Source organism: Acinetobacter sp. YH16032, assembly GCF_013417345.1.
In the GTDB taxonomy this organism is placed as follows: domain Bacteria; phylum Pseudomonadota; class Gammaproteobacteria; order Pseudomonadales; family Moraxellaceae; genus Acinetobacter.
On the sequence record NZ_VPEE01000004.1, the window covers coordinates 46,486 to 66,422 of the forward strand.

At 39.5% G+C, this 19,937-nt stretch carries 13 protein-coding genes; 9 read left to right on the forward strand and 4 right to left on the reverse strand.

Annotation, left to right across the window (positions count from 1 at the left end):
• The first annotated feature begins 183 nt into the window (after window positions 1-183).
• The 4 genes from FTV32_RS04590 to FTV32_RS04605 are packed head-to-tail and all read left to right on the forward strand — an operon-like array spanning window position 184 to window position 5,842.
• Complete coding sequence (locus tag FTV32_RS04590) at window positions 184-1,656, forward strand: hypothetical protein (RefSeq protein WP_180028061.1); 1,473 nt, start codon at window positions 184-186, stop codon at window positions 1,654-1,656.
• A gap of 10 nt (window positions 1,657-1,666) precedes the next feature.
• Entirely contained in the window at window positions 1,667-2,356 is a 690-nt protein-coding gene (locus tag FTV32_RS04595; protein ID WP_179999378.1) for a hypothetical protein, read from the forward strand.
• Window positions 2,357-2,381: 25 nt separating this feature from the next.
• Entirely contained in the window at window positions 2,382-4,850 is a 2,469-nt protein-coding gene (locus FTV32_RS04600) for a DUF6160 family protein (protein WP_180028062.1), read from the forward strand.
• 32 nt (window positions 4,851-4,882) lie between these two features.
• Window positions 4,883-5,842 carry a DUF6160 family protein gene (locus FTV32_RS04605; protein WP_257227583.1) on the forward strand — a complete coding sequence of 320 codons (960 nt, stop codon included), beginning with the start codon at window positions 4,883-4,885 and terminating at the stop codon, window positions 5,840-5,842.
• A gap of 36 nt (window positions 5,843-5,878) precedes the next feature.
• Here FTV32_RS04605 and FTV32_RS04610 read toward each other — a convergent pair whose 3' ends face one another.
• The 4 genes from FTV32_RS04610 to FTV32_RS04625 form a co-directional block, all read right to left on the reverse strand.
• Complete coding sequence (locus FTV32_RS04610; RefSeq protein WP_180028063.1) at window positions 5,879-7,594, reverse strand: proline--tRNA ligase; 1,716 nt, start codon at window positions 7,592-7,594, stop codon at window positions 5,879-5,881.
• Between the two features lie 94 nt (window positions 7,595-7,688).
• Window positions 7,689-10,793, reverse strand: coding sequence for an efflux RND transporter permease subunit (locus FTV32_RS04615; protein ID WP_180028064.1), 3,105 nt, complete (start codon window positions 10,791-10,793; stop codon window positions 7,689-7,691).
• A 15-nt stretch (window positions 10,794-10,808) separates the two neighbouring features.
• Window positions 10,809-11,930, reverse strand: a complete 1,122-nt coding sequence (locus FTV32_RS04620; protein WP_180028065.1) for an efflux RND transporter periplasmic adaptor subunit — start codon at window positions 11,928-11,930, stop codon at window positions 10,809-10,811.
• A 34-nt stretch (window positions 11,931-11,964) separates the two neighbouring features.
• The gene (locus FTV32_RS04625) at window positions 11,965-12,609 is read right to left on the reverse strand and encodes a hypothetical protein (protein WP_257227584.1); all 645 of its coding nucleotides are present in this window, start codon (window positions 12,607-12,609) and stop codon (window positions 11,965-11,967) included.
• Window positions 12,610-12,885: 276 nt separating this feature from the next.
• On the opposite strand from FTV32_RS04625, the gene pilG reads away from it, so the two are divergent.
• The 5 genes from pilG to FTV32_RS04650 are packed head-to-tail and all read left to right on the forward strand — an operon-like array spanning window position 12,886 to window position 19,936.
• A complete protein-coding gene (gene pilG / locus FTV32_RS04630) occupies window positions 12,886-13,272 on the forward strand; it encodes a twitching motility response regulator PilG (RefSeq protein WP_035269072.1) in 387 nt (128 codons plus the stop codon).
• Between the two features lie 18 nt (window positions 13,273-13,290).
• Window positions 13,291-13,665, forward strand: coding sequence for a response regulator (locus FTV32_RS04635; RefSeq protein ID WP_035269071.1), 375 nt, complete (start codon window positions 13,291-13,293; stop codon window positions 13,663-13,665).
• On the forward strand, window positions 13,662-14,216 hold the full coding sequence (locus tag FTV32_RS04640; protein WP_180028066.1) for a chemotaxis protein CheW: 555 nt from the start codon (window positions 13,662-13,664) through the stop codon (window positions 14,214-14,216). The genes FTV32_RS04635 and FTV32_RS04640 overlap by 4 nt, the downstream gene beginning before the upstream one ends.
• A 34-nt stretch (window positions 14,217-14,250) precedes the next feature.
• Window positions 14,251-15,870: a methyl-accepting chemotaxis protein gene (locus tag FTV32_RS17725; RefSeq protein WP_180028067.1), complete on the forward strand. Its 1,620-nt coding sequence runs from the start codon at window positions 14,251-14,253 to the stop codon at window positions 15,868-15,870.
• A gap of 7 nt (window positions 15,871-15,877) precedes the next feature.
• Entirely contained in the window at window positions 15,878-19,936 is a 4,059-nt protein-coding gene (locus FTV32_RS04650) for an Hpt domain-containing protein (protein WP_180028068.1), read from the forward strand.
• Window position 19,937: the final 1 nt, after the last annotated feature.

The window sequence follows — 19,937 nt, forward strand, 5'->3', positions numbered from 1 at the left end:
AAATTGAATTTATTCATTTATCGGAAAAAATGCCAACCCAATCGCAATTTTTTGCAAATTTCACTTCATTTATATACTATAAACTGTGATGTAATCTTAATATTAAAAGAGAAGCATGGAATTCTTCTCTGAACAATTAAAAATATAAATATGGTGCAAGGCATCGTATACGGGAAGGTCGAGATGGCACTTAATTATACGAACATATTTAATCAGACTTTACTTGCAAGTTTAATGACGCTTACTACGGTTTCGGTCTATGCATTGCAGCCTCTTTCGGATGAAAATTTAAGTGCGACGACTGGTGAGGGTGTCGCCATGATTCCTCAAGATGCTTATTTTGTTTTTCAAGGGGAAAATTCAACTGCGGCAGATTTAATGAATCGCCAAAAAGATACCGGATATATTCATCTCATTCCAGTGGGTCCTTTAACGGATGCGGCATTGGATACCAATAAAAATGGAACAGTAGGGTCAGAAGATCATTCCGTGGGTAAGGCTGATTTGTTCGTGTATGGTCTCGCATTATCTAAATCTGATAATAATCACAATACGCGCTTAGCTGCGACAGATAAAGATGCACGTATAGGATCATGGGGAACAGCAACCAATCCATGGCTACTTCGAGTCGGTACTGAAAATCAGGTTCCAAATTTTGATTTAAATAAAACATGTATAAGTAATGATCCTAGCTGTCAGGTTCCATTCTTGACGCTTGAAGCTCCATTAATGGACACAGTTCGTCCTACGGATGCTGCCAATGGTCTTGATGCTTACAAATTGAAGATGGCCATGTGGGCGGATGCTTTTGTGCTTGATCCTTCTCGTAAAGAAGGGGATCCACTACTTTACCAATTGGGTGAAAAAGCAGGAACGAGTAATGCGGATCGTGCTAATCGACTTCGTTTACAGGCCATTTGGAATAATTTTTCCATTAATGGAAGTAATATAAAAATCTTTCAAACTTTAAATGGTGCAAGTAACCAAGCAGGCATGAGTGCATTTTATAACAACACCTTGGGTGTTGCTGGACTTGTGCGTTTGAACTCAGGTGATGGTCAAAATCTGACGACGGGGAATAAAACAGCCAATATTCTTAGACTGAGTACGCGTGAAACATCAGACACTCCTAATTTACAAACCCCTGCCATCAACAATACTCTGGCACCAGTATTTGATGCCAATGAGGGTATCTTTATTCATAATTTGAATGCCAATATCGTATTGGGTTCACTCTATCAGCCTTTGATTCTAGGCTCTGATGGTAAAAACTTTAGTTTGGAACTCACGCGTATTCCAAATAAACCTGAAATTTATAAAAAAATATACACAGATTATAGCAATCCAAACTCGACAGAATATGCAGGCTCAACCTGTAACTTTTATAAATGTGGTAACAATGGTTTGAATGGCTATCAAGGGACGAATGCAACACATAGCAGTATCACTATTGGAAGTACTTCTTATAACGCTGCGAATAATACTTTAAGTGCTTATAAAGGATCAGATGCAGTAGGTATAAGTTTTGGTGCAGTCAATCCAATTCCCCAAACGCCTAATGCCGCATTGCCAGCATCAAATTTTAAAAATATGGGTTCTGCGGTCATTGATGGTGTTCTTATTCAGCATATGAAAATCACCACAAAAGGACTATAGGAGAGTATTCATGAAAAATTCATTAGTCGCTGTCCTATTCAGTGTTATAGCATCAATGACTTATGCACTTGAGCCCATGTCAGATGAAGCTTTAAAAAATGTTGAAGGACAAGCTGGAGCTGATCTCTCTTTAAAACTTTCTTTAAACCAAAAGTTAGTGACTGAGAATAATGTTCAACGTTATGTGTTTGATGATGCACTGTGTAAGGATGTGGAATATTGTCGTCTCGCGCTTGCTGTTAATAATCGCTATATCAAAGATGGTCAAGCAAGTAGTACAGATGGTTTTAAATTATGGCTTGTTTTTAAAGGGATTCAGGGCACTCTAAATATTCAAAAGATTGGCTTGGATGGTGTGGATCTCAGCTATAAAAATGATTCTGGTACTGATCAGCTTAAAGCAGCGATGCAACTGAGCTTTGATGCATCTAAGCCAATTCAAATTCGTAATTTTGGTTTTGATGCTTTGGCTTTTGGTCAGGATAAATTTACCAGTAATGCCACCACTGAGGGTGTAGGAACAAGTCCTGCTGACTATGGTTACCTGCAAGTGACACGTTATGATTCATCTAATGCTCCTCGTTCTGCATATGACCATGGGCGAGAAACTGGTTTTATGGGTTTAAAAATGAATGGTAATTTAGCTGTTCAGGGTAAAGTCATGATGTTTGGTTGTGACGGCAGTCACCAGCGTTGTTGAAATTAAACATGCATAAGGAAATGTGATGAACAATAAAAAATATAATCACAGCTCATTGCTGGTTATGAATGCATTAAGCCTGAGTATCTTGCTTGCAAGTGGTCATGCCATGGCTTTAGAAGTGATGCATGACGAAGCTTTGCGAAATGTAAATGGTCAAGATGGTGTGCATATCTCGACAACATTGACTGAAGCCAACATGGATCAGGTCTATTGGCAAGATCAAGCTGGTCGTGGCAGTAGTGGAGCAACCAATAATACATTGCAGGCAACAGCAGATAATGTCTCTATTCGAAAAAGTAATGTCTCTAATCAAACATTAGGGGCAGATATTAAAATTAATGCTGGAAGCAATGCGAACCAAGCAGGTTTAGACTTCAATGCCAGTGTGACACCTGCTTTAGTGACCATGAATAATCTCAGAATTTGTGATAACGAGAGTTCAAGCCGTTGTAGTTTTTCAATGGGTCAATTGGCTTTACAAACTACTTCGAATACTGATTTATCACTTAGAACGATTCACGGATTATTCAGCAAAGAGAATCTTAGCGAAATCGCACTAGGGATTAAAAATGCCAATATCTATTTAGGGCAGACTGACGCACGAAACCAACTCAACAAACTTGTTTTAAACAACTTCAATTTCAACTTCAAAGCACGTGGTGCCATGTTTGTGGATGAAGTTGAGGGATTGAGAATGCAATCGAATACACGTACAGGGTCGACAGATAATGTTGCCGGTATGAGTAGTACGCCTAATGATAATTTGGGTTATGTGGATTTAAACCGTGTTGCAAATTCGGCTTCAAAAAAAGCAGGATTTATTAACACAGGAACCTATGGCAATGGTAAGTCAGGTGCTGAGGGTGAAACAACAAACTCAGGTCTAAATATTGAAGTAATGTTGAATAAGAACGTGAGTTCAAATGACCCATATGCTTTAAATAGCAATACGAATAATCCTCAAGGAGCTAAAGGTCTCATACGTGTAGGTGCCAGCGGGCGAATGGTCAATTCATCGTTGCAATTTCGTGGTACAAAAGGCAATGAAAGTGTTCTAGGAAATGCCAATAGTCCAACGGCTTCATCTAGTAATAGTGTAATTGGTGATTCTGGAATCGGATTCCGTATGAAAGCTGACTTTACCAAAGACAATGATTCAATGCTCGGAAGTGATGGACAAGCAACGACTTTAGAAATTGGTGGGGCAGGTCTAAATGCATACGGTTTTGAGTTTAGTAACTTAACAGGGTTAAGACCAAATACTCGAGCATCTTTTGACAGTGGTAATGTGTATTTCAATTTAGCCGATACAAAAACACTGCGCTTACCTGAAAACGAAGTGTTCCAAAAAAGTCGTTTTGGTAATGGAAGTTATTTAACCTTAGCAACTGATTATCAGCACCAAATTCATAATGCAGTGACAGGTGATAATCCATACAGCTTGATTGCTGCGATTCGTGGTGCTGAATTTCAGTCTATTTCCCGCCGTGGACGTTTTACCAATAGTGCAGGAACACCAGCAGCTAACTTGTTTGCGAATACAAATGTTAAAAATGAGTGGGGCTTGGCACTGCCTTTTTATAATCTGAATGCCAATCTCGCTCTATATGGAACATCAGTTCGTGCAGATCAAGCTTTTTATTACACATTAGCAGGCTCCAATGTTGTTAAAAACATGATTGCTACAGCGGGTAATACCTCAAGAATTGGTTTGTCTTTTGCAATGAGTACCTCTGGGGTAGATCGAGCTAATGGTCAAGCGCTAGGCAATAAAACCACGTCAATTTTAGTGGTTGATGGAGGTAAGGTAGGCAGTGGAGATACGGCAACATCAACCGATTACTATATGGGTTTACGTAATATTGATCTGTACGCGAAGGGTACAGGAAATATGGGCGTAGAAAATGGTAGTGTAAATGTCAGCTTGCGCGATATGTTGATTGTTCTATCAACAGAAGTTGCTGCGGGATATCTGCCAGGTACCATTTATAAAACCTGTAAATTAAATAGTGGAGCAGCAGGATGTGCTACGCGAAGTTCATCACCAGATAACAATTTTGCTTTAGCTGATGATGTGATGTTTGTGGTGAAATCACGTCTTGGTGGTGATGTTGATTTTTCTTTAATTCCAAATAATGCTGCTGAAGATGGTCAGAACTTATCTTTTGTAGGTGAATTAGAATTGAAAGGTGACAATAACACCTTCCAAATTACCGATCCTCATAATGGTTCAACACTTGGTTTAGACCGTTTGACAGGTAAAATTGCATTTAATAATGCATTGGTTGTTAGTAAAGATCAAAATGGTGCGGGACAATTAGGTGTGAATGCTGCCTTGATGTTCAATCCTCAAAAGACAACTTCGGGTGTTTTTAGAGCAAGAGACATCAACTTCTATCCTCCAACTGTAGGTGCTGGCGCTCGTTTAGGCGAATTGGCTATTACTGGCGGTCGCTTGAATAGTGAATTGCGCATTACACCTCGAAATTAATAAGTAAATATGGAAAGTTGAGGGATAGACTCATGAATATGATAAAAACAAAACGATTCAGTTTGCTTATTTTGACCACTGCGGTGGGATTCCCGTGTTTTGCTATGCAACCATTAGATGATCAGTCTCTTTCATCTACTACTGGTCAAGATGGGATCAGCATTGGTATTGGAATGGATAAGATCCAGTTCACACAGGCTGCGATCATTGATCAAGACGGAATTAAAGATCCAATATTAGGAAAAAATTATTCACAAGCTGCTGGCTTAGTGGTCGCAGGTCCAACTGGTAATCCAATTCAGGTTCAATTTTTAGGTCATACCCCTGGTTCGTCTACAATCAATGCAAAAATTGATACAGACGGAGGCAATGGCACGCCATATGCCAATATAGGTATCACTTTTGCGGAGCAAATTACTGGGTTTAAATTGAGTCCATTCGCACTCTATATCGCCAGCAGTAATCAGGTGTCTAGTACTACGCAAACTAAATCGATTTATAATGATCTGAAGCAATTGGTGCCTGGCGTCGCTAAAATTTTAGAAATAGGCAGTACTGATCGAAACTTTGAAATTACATTAAATCAATCCCAACGACCTCAAATCAATGTTCAATTAGGCAATGTGCCACAAGGCTACATGGTCCAGTTTGGAGGCACAATTCAATCAATCTGTGGCACAGGCTCAGGCTGTCCTATTGCATTTGTATCTGGTAATTCTTCTGCAAAATTCGATTTTCAGGCTAAAGCTACTGATCAAAACAATGGTTTTTCATTATCTGGTTTCCATGCAGGTGTTGCACCTTCAGGTATTTACATCGGAAATACAGGACAATCTAGTAAAATGAATGTTGGTCTCAACAATGTGATGTTGGGACGTGAGGGGGCGAGTAGTTCGACGGTCTTTAATGGTTTAGCGAATGGCTCAATGGGAAGCTTTGGGGCTATTGGTACATCTGTGAAAGATTTGAAAGTGAATATCAACGGTCTATAAAAAATCCCGCGAATCGCGGGATTTTTTATGCTCAAATTATTGGGCGATTTTAGCGAGTATTTCTTCTTTACTCAGGTTGCTTGATTCAGTATCAGAACGACCTTTGTACTCAAAAGTACCAGCATCTAAACCTTTTTCACCGATAACAATACGGTGCGGAATACCTGTAATTTCGATATCAGAGAATTTAACGCCTGGTCGTTCATCACGGTCATCTAAAAGCACGTCATAACCAGCAGCTTGAAGTTCTGTATAAAGTGCTTCAGCAGCCTCTACAGTACGAGGTGATTTATGAGCATTCATCGGAACGATTGCGACATGGAAAGGTGCAATAGCAGCAGGCCAAATAATTCCTTTTTCATCGTAATTTTGTTCAATGGCAGCCGCGACTACGCGAGTCACCCCAATACCATAACAACCCATTGTTACAGTGAATGGTTTACCATCCTTACCTAATACTTTGCAGCCCAGAGCTTCAGAGTATTTTTGACCTAATTGGAAAATATGACCAACTTCAATACCACGTTTAATTTGAAGTACACCTTTCCCATCTGGAGATGGATCTCCCTCAACAACATTGCGAAGATCATAAACTTCAGTGAATTGAGCATCACGCTCCCAGTTCACACCCGTCGCATGTTTGCCTGCTTCGTTTGCACCTGCAACAAAATCAGACAAAACTGATGCTGCTCGGTCAACGATGACATTAATCCCTTTTTCGACTAAACCTTGAGGACCAACAAAACCAGCGGTTAAGCCTAAAGCACTCAGTTGTTCTTCAGTTGCAAATGCAAGTGGTGATGCAATCAGCGGATGTTTCTCAGCTTTGATTTCGTTTAGCTCATGGTCACCACGAAGGAACAGTGCCACGACAGGCGCAGTTTTACCTTCATCAGCGACTCCTTGTACCAACAAAGCTTTGACAGACTGTTTTGCATCAGTACCTAAGAAAGCAGATACATCAGCTATAGTCTTTTGATTTGGAGTTTCAACAATTTTTAATTCTTGAGTTGGTGCAGCACGTTCACCTACAAGAATCGCTTCAGCCATTTCAATATTGGCTGCATAATCTGATTCAGTTGAGAATGCAATATCGTCTTCACCGCTTGATGCCAATACATGGAATTCATGCGAACCTGAACCGCCAATTGAACCTGTATCCGCCTGAACTGGACGGAAGTCTAAACCTAAACGAGTAAAAATACGGCAATAGGCATCGTACATCGTGTCGTAAGTTTCTTGTAATGAAGCTTGATCTGCATGGAATGAGTAAGCATCTTTCATCACGAATTCACGAGAGCGCATAACGCCAAAACGAGGACGAACTTCATCACGGAATTTAGTTTGAACTTGGTAGAAATTAGCGGGTAATTGTTTATAACTTTTGAGTTCGTTACGCGCTAAATCAGTAATGACTTCTTCATGTGTAGGGCCGAGAACAAATGGGTTGTTGTGACGGTCATTAAAGCGTAAAAGTTCTGGACCATATTGCACATAGCGACCAGATTCTTCCCATAAACTTGCTGGTTGGGTCACAGGCATCAATACTTGTAGTGAACCAGCACGGTCCATTTCTTCGCGAACAATCGCTTCGACTTTATTTAACACACGTACGCCCATTGGCAACCAAGAATATAATCCTGAAGCCAATTTACGAATCATACCCGCACGAAGCATCAGCTGATGAGAGATTACTTCAGCATCACTTGGGGTTTCTCTTAACGTTGCAAATAAAAAGCGACTCGCGCGCATGGAATTTGTCCTAATAATGAGCGTTAAAGCATAAGATTATACGATAAAAAATGAGGTGAGCATTTTGAATGACACCTCATGACAATTCTCTACATTATGACATGAATTTTCGTGTTTGACGTACCATAAAATTCTTAAAGTCATCTAAGTAGGTAAAGATAACGGGAACGACAACTAAGGTCAGCAGGGTAGAGGTAATGACGCCCCCAATGACAGCATGCGCCATCGGAGCACTTTGTTCACCTCCTTCACCCAAGCCTAATGCCAATGGCACCATCCCCATGACCATCGCACTCGTGGTCATCAGAATAGGTCTAAGTCGTGTTTTACCTGCAGCAATAATGGCATCAAAACGTGTCTCACCGCGATCAATAGCTTTCTTAATAAAGTCAATGAGGAGAATCGCATTCTTGGTTACTAATCCCATTAACATGATGATGCCAATAATGGAAAATAAATTCATTGTTGAGTTAAATAAGAATAATGCAAGGAATACCCCGACCAATGACAATGGTAATGAGGCCATGATCGCCGCAGGATGAATAAAACTATTGAATTGAGAGCCTAAAACAATATAGATAAATACAATAGAAAGTGTAACGGCTGTAACAGCGTACCCAATCGATTCTTCCATATCTGCGTTTGCACCTTGTGTTTCAAAACCATAGCCGGCAGGCATCTCGAAGTTATCTTGCAATGCTTTAATATCTCGACCAATATCACCTGCAGGTCGACCTGAAGTATTGGCTTCAACCATGACTTCGCGTGCTAAATCACGACGGTTGATTTGAGATGCACCATAACTTTCTTGTGTGCTTGTTACGCTTGAGAGCGGAACCAAGATAGGTTGATTATTCGCATCCACTTTTTGCGATTTTAAATATAAATTATTGATGTCACTTGGAAGCGTACGTTGATCTTCAGAGAGGCGCAAATTGACATCATAGGTTTCACCTTTTTCGTCTTTCCACGTCGTTACATCATCACCAGCAAGGAGAGGGCGGATCACATTGGCAATTTGGCTGACTGATAATCCTAAATCGTTTGCAAGTACACGATTGACATGCACTTCAAGGGTAGGTTTAGGCTCCTTGAGCGAGCTTTCTAAATCGACGACACCATCAATTTTTGCCATTTCCACCATGAAGCGATCAGAAATTTTTTGTAATTCATCTAGCTCAGGTCCTTTGATGGAAATCATGACAGGCTTTTGACCACCAGACACAGTTTCATCTGCTGAAGCAATAGAGGTGAGGGTAATACCCGCCACTGTTTGTAGTCGATCACGAAACTCATTGGTTAAATCAGTCAGTGTCTGAGAGCGCTCTTGGCGAGGACTCAAACTGACTCGGATGCTTACGTGGTTTTTCCCGCGATCAGTCACCCCATTAATAACGCCGTACGTTCCTTTAACTTCTGGATGCTGTCGAATAATAGATTCAACTTGTTTTAACTTTGCCTGAGAGTATTCGAGTGAAGCATCTACGGGTGTTTCAAATTTGATCCGAATTTCACCTTTGTCTGGAACAGGTACAAACTCTGTTCCCACCATTTTCGATAGCGCGAGCGCGCCAAACAGTGAAGCAACAGCAACGACAATTGTTAGAAAGCGGAATCTTAGTGCCAGTTTTAGCAGCTTCTCGTACACTTCATTTAATGAATCAAGTTTATTTGAGATCCCATTGAAGAAGCGTTTCAATGCGTTCGGTTTTTTATTTGGATGATGACGTTCAGCCCAGTGAGCTGAGAGCATTGGATCGAGCGTAAAACTGACAAACATTGAGATCAGTACGGCGGTACTCACTGTCACGCCAAATTGGTAGAAGAAACGACCGATAATACCGCCCATGAATGCAACTGGTAAGAACACCGCAACAATAGTCAAAGTGGTTGCGAGAACTGCCAGCCCAATTTCTTTGGTTCCATCTAAAGCAGCAGTCACATGATCTTTCCCCATATCAGCATGGCGGACAATATTTTCACGTACCACAATTGCATCATCAATAAGAAGACCAATACTTAAAGACAGGGCAAGAAGAGTCATCATATTGATGGTAAAACCAAAAGCCCAAATGAACGTTAATGTACCAAGTAAGGCGATTGGCAGGGTAAGGCCTGTAATAATCGTCGATCTAAATGAACCTAAAAACAGTAGAACGATGACAACCGCAAGTACACCACCTTCAATAATTGTACGGGCAACATCACCAATACTTGCTCGTATGCCTCGAGATGTATCGACAACTACTTTCAATGTTGTCCCTTTCGGGAGTTGTTGTTCTATACGGTTTAGTGTTTTATAAGCCGCATCTACAACATCAATTACATTTGAATCAGAGCTTCTGAGAATATCCAACGCGACAGCATTTTGACCGTTAATGAATGCACTCGACTCGAGTTCAGCTTGGCTGTCGTAAATTTCAGCTACTTGTTTTAAGTAGATTGGCGTGCCATTTTTACTCGCGACGATGAGATCCCCAAAGGATTGGGGATGAATTACTCTTGATTTAATTTCAACAACCAGCTCTGAATTTGACTGTTTGAGTGTGCCCCCAGGGACTTCAATGTTTTCGCCTTTTAGTGTGTTAATGACTTGATCAACGCCAACACCAAGACTTTGTAATTTTTGTGGATTAACTTCAATACGAATTTGACGCTGCGAGTCACCTAGCAGATTAACTGTACCTACCCCACGAACAGTTCTCAATTGAGGAACAATTTTTTGATCTAAATAAGAGCTGAGCTCTCGGAGTGACATATTCTCAGACTCAAATACCACCGACATGATGGCACCTGCGGAAGGGTCATAGCGCTCAACAATAGGATCAGTAATTTCATCACGAAATTCAGCTGTCACTGGCGCAATTTTGTCTCGAATATCTTGAGCTGCAACGGTTGAAGGAACATCCAAATTAAACTCAGTGATAATTGTAGAGAGTCCTTCACTCGACTGCGATATCACTTGTTTAACACCTGAGATCGTATTGATCTGATCTTCCATCTTTTTGGTAATTTCAGATTCAACAGTTTCAGGAGAAGCACCTGGGTAAGTGGTATACACGACCACAAATGGGAAATCGACATCAGGGAATTCTTCAACTCCCATTCGTTGCCATGATGATAAGCCCAATACCATCAGGCATAGCATCATCATGATCGTAAAGACAGGATATTTCACACTGATTCGAGTTAACCACATAGTTCAGATCCTGTCTTACTTTGAAGCAATTGAGACTGTTTTATTTAAGTCATCATTATTAAACTTAATTCTACTGATGTAATCCGTTGGCTGAAGACCACTGATCATTGCAATATTCTCGTTGGGTTGTCGATCCAGAATTCGAATATTGGCTTTCTGAATTTTCTGATCACGGATGATCCACAGATAAGGTTTGCCATCTGCATCTTGAATAGTATCAAGAGGAATTTTTTGCCCCTGAATTTGTTTGTCATCTAAAATGAAACCTTCGACAAAAGCACCAATACTCAGTGAATTGATTGATTCATTCGGTTGAGCAAAAAACTCAACCTGACGACTGATTTGATCGGCCATAGGGGAAATGCGTGTTAACTTGGCAGTATAATTTTGGGTAGTCCCTTGAATTTTATATTCAATGTTGTTTCCAATGTTGAGCGCATGTTGAGATTCGACAGGGAGTTTTGCTTGAATCTCCAATTTTTGTGGATCTACGATTTCAAATAATGTTTGACCCATTGAAACGGTTTGACCAGGTTCGACTTGACGTTTGGTAATTACGCCAGAAATGGGGCTACGAATTAATCCATCAGCATCGGCTTTCAGTGCGATATCCACATTTGCTTGCTGAGCTCGTACAGTTTCGAGTTGAGCTTTATGCTCCACTTGACTTTGTTCATATTCAACCTTAGAAATAAATCCTTGTTCATAAAGTCGTTTTTTTCGAGTGACCATATTTGCAGCTTGTTGTGCCTGCGCTTGTGCGGAAGCAAGATTAGCGCGAGCTTGTGCGAGTCGGGCTGCATTATCTTGATTATTTAAACGTACCAAGACTTGTCCTTTACTCACCCTTTCACCGACTTGTACAGAGACTTGACTAGCAGTGGCAGTCACTTGCGCTTGAATTGTACTTTGATTCACAGCGCGTATGGTGCCTGTGAAAGCAAATTTCAGATTTGAGACCCCATTTTCAACTTTGACTAAGTCCTGTTGTATTAATTCAATTTTTTGAGGGGTAGATGAGGTTGGCTGTACACTTTCGTCATTTTTTTGACAAGCGGCTAAAAGACAACTCGTACACAGCGTTCCCAATACGAGATATTTCTTAAACTGACTGCTGTGTCGAGTCGCATTCGGCATGTGATAATTCCTTTCCATTCAGACAAACTCTTCTTTATTCAAGAGTTTTTAAGCGCTTGATAATATTGTCGTATTGTGACTGAGTATTTCGATAGTTTGTTTGTAAAGATTCAATATTTTTTTGGATATTACTCATATTCTGTGCATTATAAGTGATTCGATCTTGTAAGTTTTTAGGGACAGGGTTCCCTTTCTTGATATAGGTCTGTTCCTGCTTTTTAAACAATATTCGATCTTGCTCCAGTTGTTGGTACTGTTGTTTTTGAAAGGTGATTTGTTTGTTGATGTTTTTCAACATATCATCACGTTTGTTCGCAGCCACTTTACTAGAACCATAAGCGCGTTTTAAGCGTAGATCTTGTTCATGTTGTTTGGCTTGTTGCGTACGTACAGCACTTTGTTGCTGTTCTTTATCGGCATCATAAGGTCGATTTTTTTTAATCACTTGCATATTACGGTCAAGTGCTTCATAACCGTGACGAATATGCTCTGGTGTTACCGAACTACTAATATTAGCTACGCCATTTTTATCATAATAACGATACCAAGACGGTTTGGTCACTGTGGTATTAGCAATTGCTTCACTGATACATAAACCAAATGTCATCATGATCACTAAGAATGTTTTATGATGAAGATGCTTTAACCCAATTCTTGATTTGTGCGATAGATTAAACATTGGAATTGGCCCCCGTGATATCAATTCAATTTTTTAATTTTTGCTTTTAATAACAAGCATTTTATGTGGTTCTGGTAAATTTATAAATATAAACCGTTAAATAATTTACGCTTAATCTGATTCACCCTTAAATTCTATGAAGCTTTGTGACACAATCTCTCCGCGAGTACTCAACTGCATTGAAAATCAATGTAATGTTATGTTAGAAAATAATGGTTATTCTCTAAATTAAGCGTTTCATTTTTCTTTAAATCTCATCTCAGGAAGGATCATTCAATGGATGATAATCTGCAAAATATTAAAGTGATGGTCATTGATGATTCAAAAACGATTCGTCGGACCGCAGAAACTTTATTACAGCGTGAAGGATATGACGTTGTAACTGCAGTAGATGGATTTGAAGCATTATCTAAAATTGCTGAAACTCGACCTGATATTATTTTTGTAGATATTATGATGCCACGTTTAGATGGGTATCAAACGTGCGCACTGTTAAAAAACTCACAAAATTTCCAACATATTCCAGTGGTCATGTTATCCAGTAAAGATGGTATGTTTGATCAGGCAAAAGGACGAGTTGTTGGATCTGATGAATACCTCACGAAACCATTCAGTAAAGATGAGCTATTGAATGCGATTCGTAAACTTGTCGCTTCACGTTAAGTACTGGGAAAATAAAATATGACACGTATCTTAGTGGTAGATGACTCTCCAACAGAAATGTTTAGATTTAAAGAAATTCTGTCCAAAAATGGCTATGAAGTGCTAGAAGCAACCAATGGTGCAGATGGTGTTACCTTAGCGCAAGCAGAGCAACCAGATCTTGTACTTATGGATGTGGTGATGCCTGGTGTGAATGGATTTCAAGCAACTCGGCAAATTGCAAGAGCTGATGTAACGAAGCATATTCCAGTTGTCATTGTCAGTACCAAAGATCAGGATACGGATCGAATTTGGGGCAAAAGACAAGGCGCTGTCGACTACCTGATCAAACCTGTAGATGAATCAAGATTACTTGATGTCATTCAGCAATATTTAAATACAGGCACAGCATGATCATTCAAGATGAAAGTGATCAACAACACTGGTTAACGCAAGCCAGTAATGCTAATTCGGCTCAAGCAAATGAGTACCGTGATATGCAAAATCAGGACCTCTGGTCTGGTGTATGTTTTAAAATTGAGCAGCAGCAATTTATTACCCCACTTGGTGATATTGCGGAGGTTAGCCCTTTACTGAGCATTACCTCATTACCACTTACGCCGCCGTGGTATTTAGGTTTGGCGAATTTGCGAGGTCGAGTACTGTCCGTATTGGATCTAAAGCAATTTGCTCTGAGTAAAACCACACAATTACACGCTAATGTTAAAATTTTATGTTTTAACGTGGGGCAAGACTGTGTTGGATTACTTGTGGATGAAGTCCTCGGTGTAAAACATTATAAGAATAATACCTTTAGCGCCGGTTCGGATTTGATCGCAGAACCATATAGATCATTTTGCCAAGGTTATTTTCTCGATCATTCAACACCTGTAGCTGTGCTGATGATGAGTCAGCTATATGAGCATGATCGCCTAAAGCACATGTTCACATCTAATTCAATTTAACGTCTAGTCAGCAATAGTTTTTTGGGGGAGCTGAGTGAGTTTACGGTTAAAAAAGACCAGTCGGAATGTGAATGATTCAGATTCCAACACACAGGGATGGAAAGCTTCACTTAAGTTAAAACTTGAACAGTTTTCAGAGCTGTTTGGGCAATCTGCCCAAACGAAGTCTTATTTAATCATGGCTATTATTAGCCTCGTTTGTGCTTTTCTGATTTTATTGTTTCTCATGTTTAATCTCCCGCGCACGGTGGAGCAAAGTCGTGGGGTGGGGGAACTGAAATATCTCAATCAAATGATGATTATTCAGACTCAACAGTTTGAGGATAATCCTACAGATTACACATTACAGATTCTCAAAAACTCTCAGCTTATTTTTAGTTCACAACTTGAAAATGTAAAATCAGTTTATTTTTATAGTCCAGCTTTAAATGAAGTAGATCGACTGTGGTTAGAGTCTCAAAGCAATATCACGGAATCTCAGTTACAAAAAATTCAAGTAGCTCTCAATGAAATTCGCACAGGTTCGACGTGGTTACTGATTTTACTGTCACTTTTATTGTTGATTAGTTTGTCGAGCTTCACCTTTGCAGTGATTAAACTTTTTATTTTAAGAAGCCAAGAAGATCGTTTGCGTTTAATGGAACTGGTGGATAAAGATAAGAAAAATCAAACCGCGATTTATCGACTTTTAGATGAAATTGGTGATTTAGCTGAAGGCGATTTGACCAAATATGCTGCGGTTTCTGCAGATTTTACGGGGACAATCGCGGATTCAATTAATGTAGCGATAGATCATTTACGTGATTTGGTGATGAGAATTAATCAGGCTTCTCAACAAGTTACCCGATATATTCATCAAACTCAGCATATGAGTTCACAATTGGCTCAATCTTCAGAGCTGCAAGCTCGTGAAATCCAAAATACATCGCTCGCCATTCATGACATGGCAGACTCAATTGATCACGTTTCTGAAAATGCAGCGCAATCTGCAAAAGTTGCTCAGCGCGCGGTACTTATCGCAGCGAAGGGGGGAGAAGTGGTTGAACGATCAATAGATGGAATGGATCAAATACGAGGGCAGATTCAAGAAACATCTAAAAAAATTAAAAGGCTGGGTGAATCTTCTCAAGAGATTGGAAACTTTGTTGCAACCATTGAAGACATTGCAGGGCAAACGCATCTGTTGGCATTAAATGCAGCCATTCAAGCCGCAATGGCAGGCGATGCTGGACGAGGTTTTGCTGGTGTTGCTGATGAGGTGCAGCGTTTAGCTGAACGTTCAACTGCTGCGACCAAACATATTGAGATATTAGTAAAAAATATTCAATTAGATACGCATGAGGCCGTTCGCTCTATGGAGCAAACAACTTCTGAGGTGGTTAAGGGGACTGGACTTGCTCAAGATGCAGGAGCAGCACTTGCAGATATTCAGTTGATTTCAAAACAGTTGGCTCAACTGATTGCGAATATTTCAGCATCTTCAAAAGTTCAGTCAGCTGCTGCGGGGCAAATTGCGAAAACAATGTCGCTTGTGCAAGATGTCACACGAGAAAATCATGCTTCAACCTTAGATACTGCTCAATCGATAGCAGAACTCACTCAAATGGCTGATTCTTTAAGGAAATCAGTTGCAAACTTTAAATTACCTGAGTGATTGAGCCATGAAAAATAATAATCCTAATAAAATACAATTATATCTTTCAGAAGCACTCTATCGTGCATATATAGATATGCAGCTTCCTCAGGATGAATTAAATTTTGAAGATGAGGAGCTTATTACCACCTTTGCTGAAGAGCTTAAGGAATTACTTCTAGAAATATCAGAAAACTTTCAAGTCTTATCGAATGATTTAGAACAGGTAAATATTTGGCAAGCATTGCGCCGTAATTTTCATACCTTAAAGGGTTCAGGTCGAATGCTTGGATTCAACTCAGTTTCTGAGCTTGCATGGACCGTTGAGACAATACTGAATATTAGGCTTGATCAGCAACGTTCATGGAGTCAACTGGTCCTTGAGTATGTTGAGCTGATCTCTCGTATATATCGCTACATCATTGTGCCTAGTTTAATAGTGAAACAAGCGATTCAATTAGATGTTAAACCTCTATTGCTTTTAGGTCGGCAATTAGAACATTCAAATATCATAGATCAATCATTGCATCCTTTGTTGGCGATCAACGCTCATCTCACACCGCTTGATCTAGATTTCAGGATTGAATGTCATTGTTTGAGTGACTCAAATTCACTCTCAGCAGCAGCCACAATTGAGAATACTCAAATATGGGATAACGAGGTTCTGCAAAGTTTTTATGCTGAAGCTTCAGAACAATTGAAATCCCTGCAAGATATGTTGGATAAATCCAATCAACAATTTCAGGTGGATACGCTTGCACATGTTGTCCATTCTCTCAGGGGGAGTTCTGCAATTGTTGGACTTGAGAAAATTGAAGTATTGAGTCAGTCATTCGAAAAAATAATACAACGTAATCCATCTCTTGATACCAAAAATAAAGAATTGCTAGCGCTCACAACGCAGTATATTGATTTAATCCAGTATTTCTTAGAAAGCTTGCAAACAACAGGTGACAACGTAACGAGACAACAACAGTTTCAGGCATTAGAGCATACTTTTTTAATCGCATTGAGAGACTTCTCAGAACAGATTACACAGGACGATCCAAATCTTGATCCACAAGAATTACTCAAGAAAATTGTAGATTTGGGTGTAGAAGATGTTTTCCTTATCGATACCTTTGTACAAGATGGTATTTCTAACCTCGTTAGCTCTACACGTACTACTGAACGTTCGAGCTTACTGAGTCAACAACTCAGTTCAATTGCTAAATTTGCCATTAAAGTTGATTTTGATCTCCTTCAAAAAATTTCAGGAATTTTGAGTTCAATTCACTTCAACATTGCAAGAGAACCGAATTCAATTGCCTACTCAAATCTCCACCGAGTTTTACAACAAGGGCATGAAAAACTCTTAGAAATATTTGATGAACTCGCTATAGGTAAATTGGCTCAAAATAATGAAGCTTCTCAGCAGCTATTAGGTGATTTAAAACAACTTAATCATGAATACTTCAGCTTTTCCAATCAATCGAATTGCATTTCCACTATAGAGCAGGAGAGCAAAGTATCTGCTCGCTCCTTAGATGACACAATTCTGACATTACTCAATATAGATTACGCACTCAAAGATTCAGCGAAAGCAAAACAGGGCTTAGATCGTGAAGTAAGTGGTTTTTTTGTCGAGGAAGCGGAAGAAATCTTGTCTCAAATCGAAGACTTGTTCAATACATGGTTAGAGTATCAAGAAGATGCTACGTGTATCCAAAAAATTATGCGGCAATTGCACACGTTGAAAGGTGGTGCATACATGTTGCAAGCAGATTACTTTGCAAATCTAATCCATGAGCTTGAATCTGTATATATTCAACTCATTTCAGAGCGTCAAATTGATATAAAAAGTTTCATTATTTTGATTAAAGCCTTACAGCAGGATTTGGTACGGCGTGTCAATATCATTAAAGTTGAGTCTGTCGATTATCCGGTGGAGCAGGCATCAAGGCTTATTCAGGGTTTAATTGAGCTTGGACATTTAAATCTTAAGGGTGGTGACTCGAAGCTGAACTTAGTACATTCGATGCAAAATGATATCAGTCACCACATGTCTTCAGATTTTAGTATTCATTCAACTTTATCAGCGGACCTTGAAACCAATTTAAGTGATTTAGTCACTACGCATAATAATTCATTAAAGTTTGACTCTTCTTCCATTCAGCAAAACTCACATCAGACTGAACCATCTAACGCTAAGGAGATTGTTTTACCGCCTCCAATGAGTGGTAATTTGAAAAAGTTTGTGCAATCTGCCGTAGCGAACGAGACACTTTCAGTCTCTACTGCTGTAATTGAAGCAACCCTTAATTTGATTGGGGAGGATTTGATTCAACGTTCGCAAGTCGAAGTAGAATTAAAATCATATCGGTCAAATTTGGTAGAAATGGATCAAACCATTCAGCGCCTTACTTCACAATTGAGACGGATGGAAGGGGAATTAGAATCCCAAATTTTATTACAACGTAGATCACATAATTCCGCCGAGCATGGATTTGATCCCTTAGAAATGGATCAATATTCATCACTTAATCAACTCTCAAAATCAATATCAGAGTCAACATCAGACTTGTTAGATATCAGAAACTCTCTGCATGAAAAGCTTCAATCTGCAGAAAGTATATTGATTCAGCAGGCAAGAATACAAAACAACATCCAACACTCGTTGATGCGTACTCGTGTCGTACCATTCAAGACGATAAAAATGCGTCTTGAACGCTTATGCAAGCAACTTTCGATGAATCTGAATAAATCTGTTCAGTTACAGATTGAACATGCAGACATCGAATTAGATCGTAGTATTCTTGAAAAGTTGATCACCTCACTTGAGCATATTCTGCGTAATGCGATTGATCACGGAATTGAGTCAGCAGAACAGCGGTCGAAATTAAATAAACCTGAACAGGCAGTCATGCAACTGACACTGGTGAATCATCACAATGAGCTGAGTATTTTGATCAAGGATGATGGTCGAGGAATTGATTCACAAGAGATTAAGCAAAAAGCTGTTGAATTTGGTTGGCTCAATACTGAACGGGAATATTCTGAAACTGAAATATTACAATTGATTTTTAGACCAGGCTTTACCACTGCTGCAAAATTAACAACCGTTTCAGGACGTGGTGTCGGTTTAGATGTCGTTAAAAGTGAAATACAGGCACTGGGTGGGCATGTTCATGTTTCTTCGGAAAGAGGACAAGGAACTTGTTTTGAAATCAGAATTCCTAAATCTTCAATTATTACAGAAGCATTGATGGTAAAAGTTGCGGACCAATTCTTTGCCTTACCGTTACATCAAATACAACGTGTTGAAATGATTGATAGACATGATTTTAATCACGCGAAACAACAGGGTCAGTTGTTGAGAGTGCATGAAGCAAGTTATCAATTAAACGATTTGGCTGACTTCGTGTTGTTAAATCAAAATATAAAAAGAAACTCACCATATTCAGAAACCCAAAAAGTTCCAGTGATTTTGGTGAATATGCACCAGTCTCAACCTGTGGCTTTATTCGTTGATGAAGTCTTAGGAACTAATTCACAAATTATTGTGAAACAGACTGGGGGGCTGATCCATCAAATTGATTATCTCAGCGGTGTAACCATTATGGGCAGTGGAGAAATTTGCCCAATTTTAAATTTAAATCGTGTGGTTCAATATCTCACTCAGCAGGATTGGTCTATACATCTAGAGTCGAAACCCTCTAATTTAGAGCATGACAATGAAGCACCTACGATTTTAGTGGTTGATGATTCGGTCACAGTTCGAAAAGTGACAGCTAAACTACTTGAGCGTTATGGTTACCAGATTGTCACAGCTACAGATGGTATTGAAGCACTTGAACATTTACAGCATTCAACACCTGCCTTAATGTTAATTGATGTTGAAATGCCAAGAATGGATGGTTTTGAAGTGATGCAATGGCTGAGAAATCAACCACATTTGCAGAACTTACCTGTGGTTATGATCACTTCACGAGTGGGGGATAAGCATAAACACCATGCTCTTGAACTTGGTGTATCGGCTTATATGGGTAAACCTTTCCAAGAAGCAGTGTTAATTGAGCAGATCAATCAGCTTTTAAAACAGGATTGAA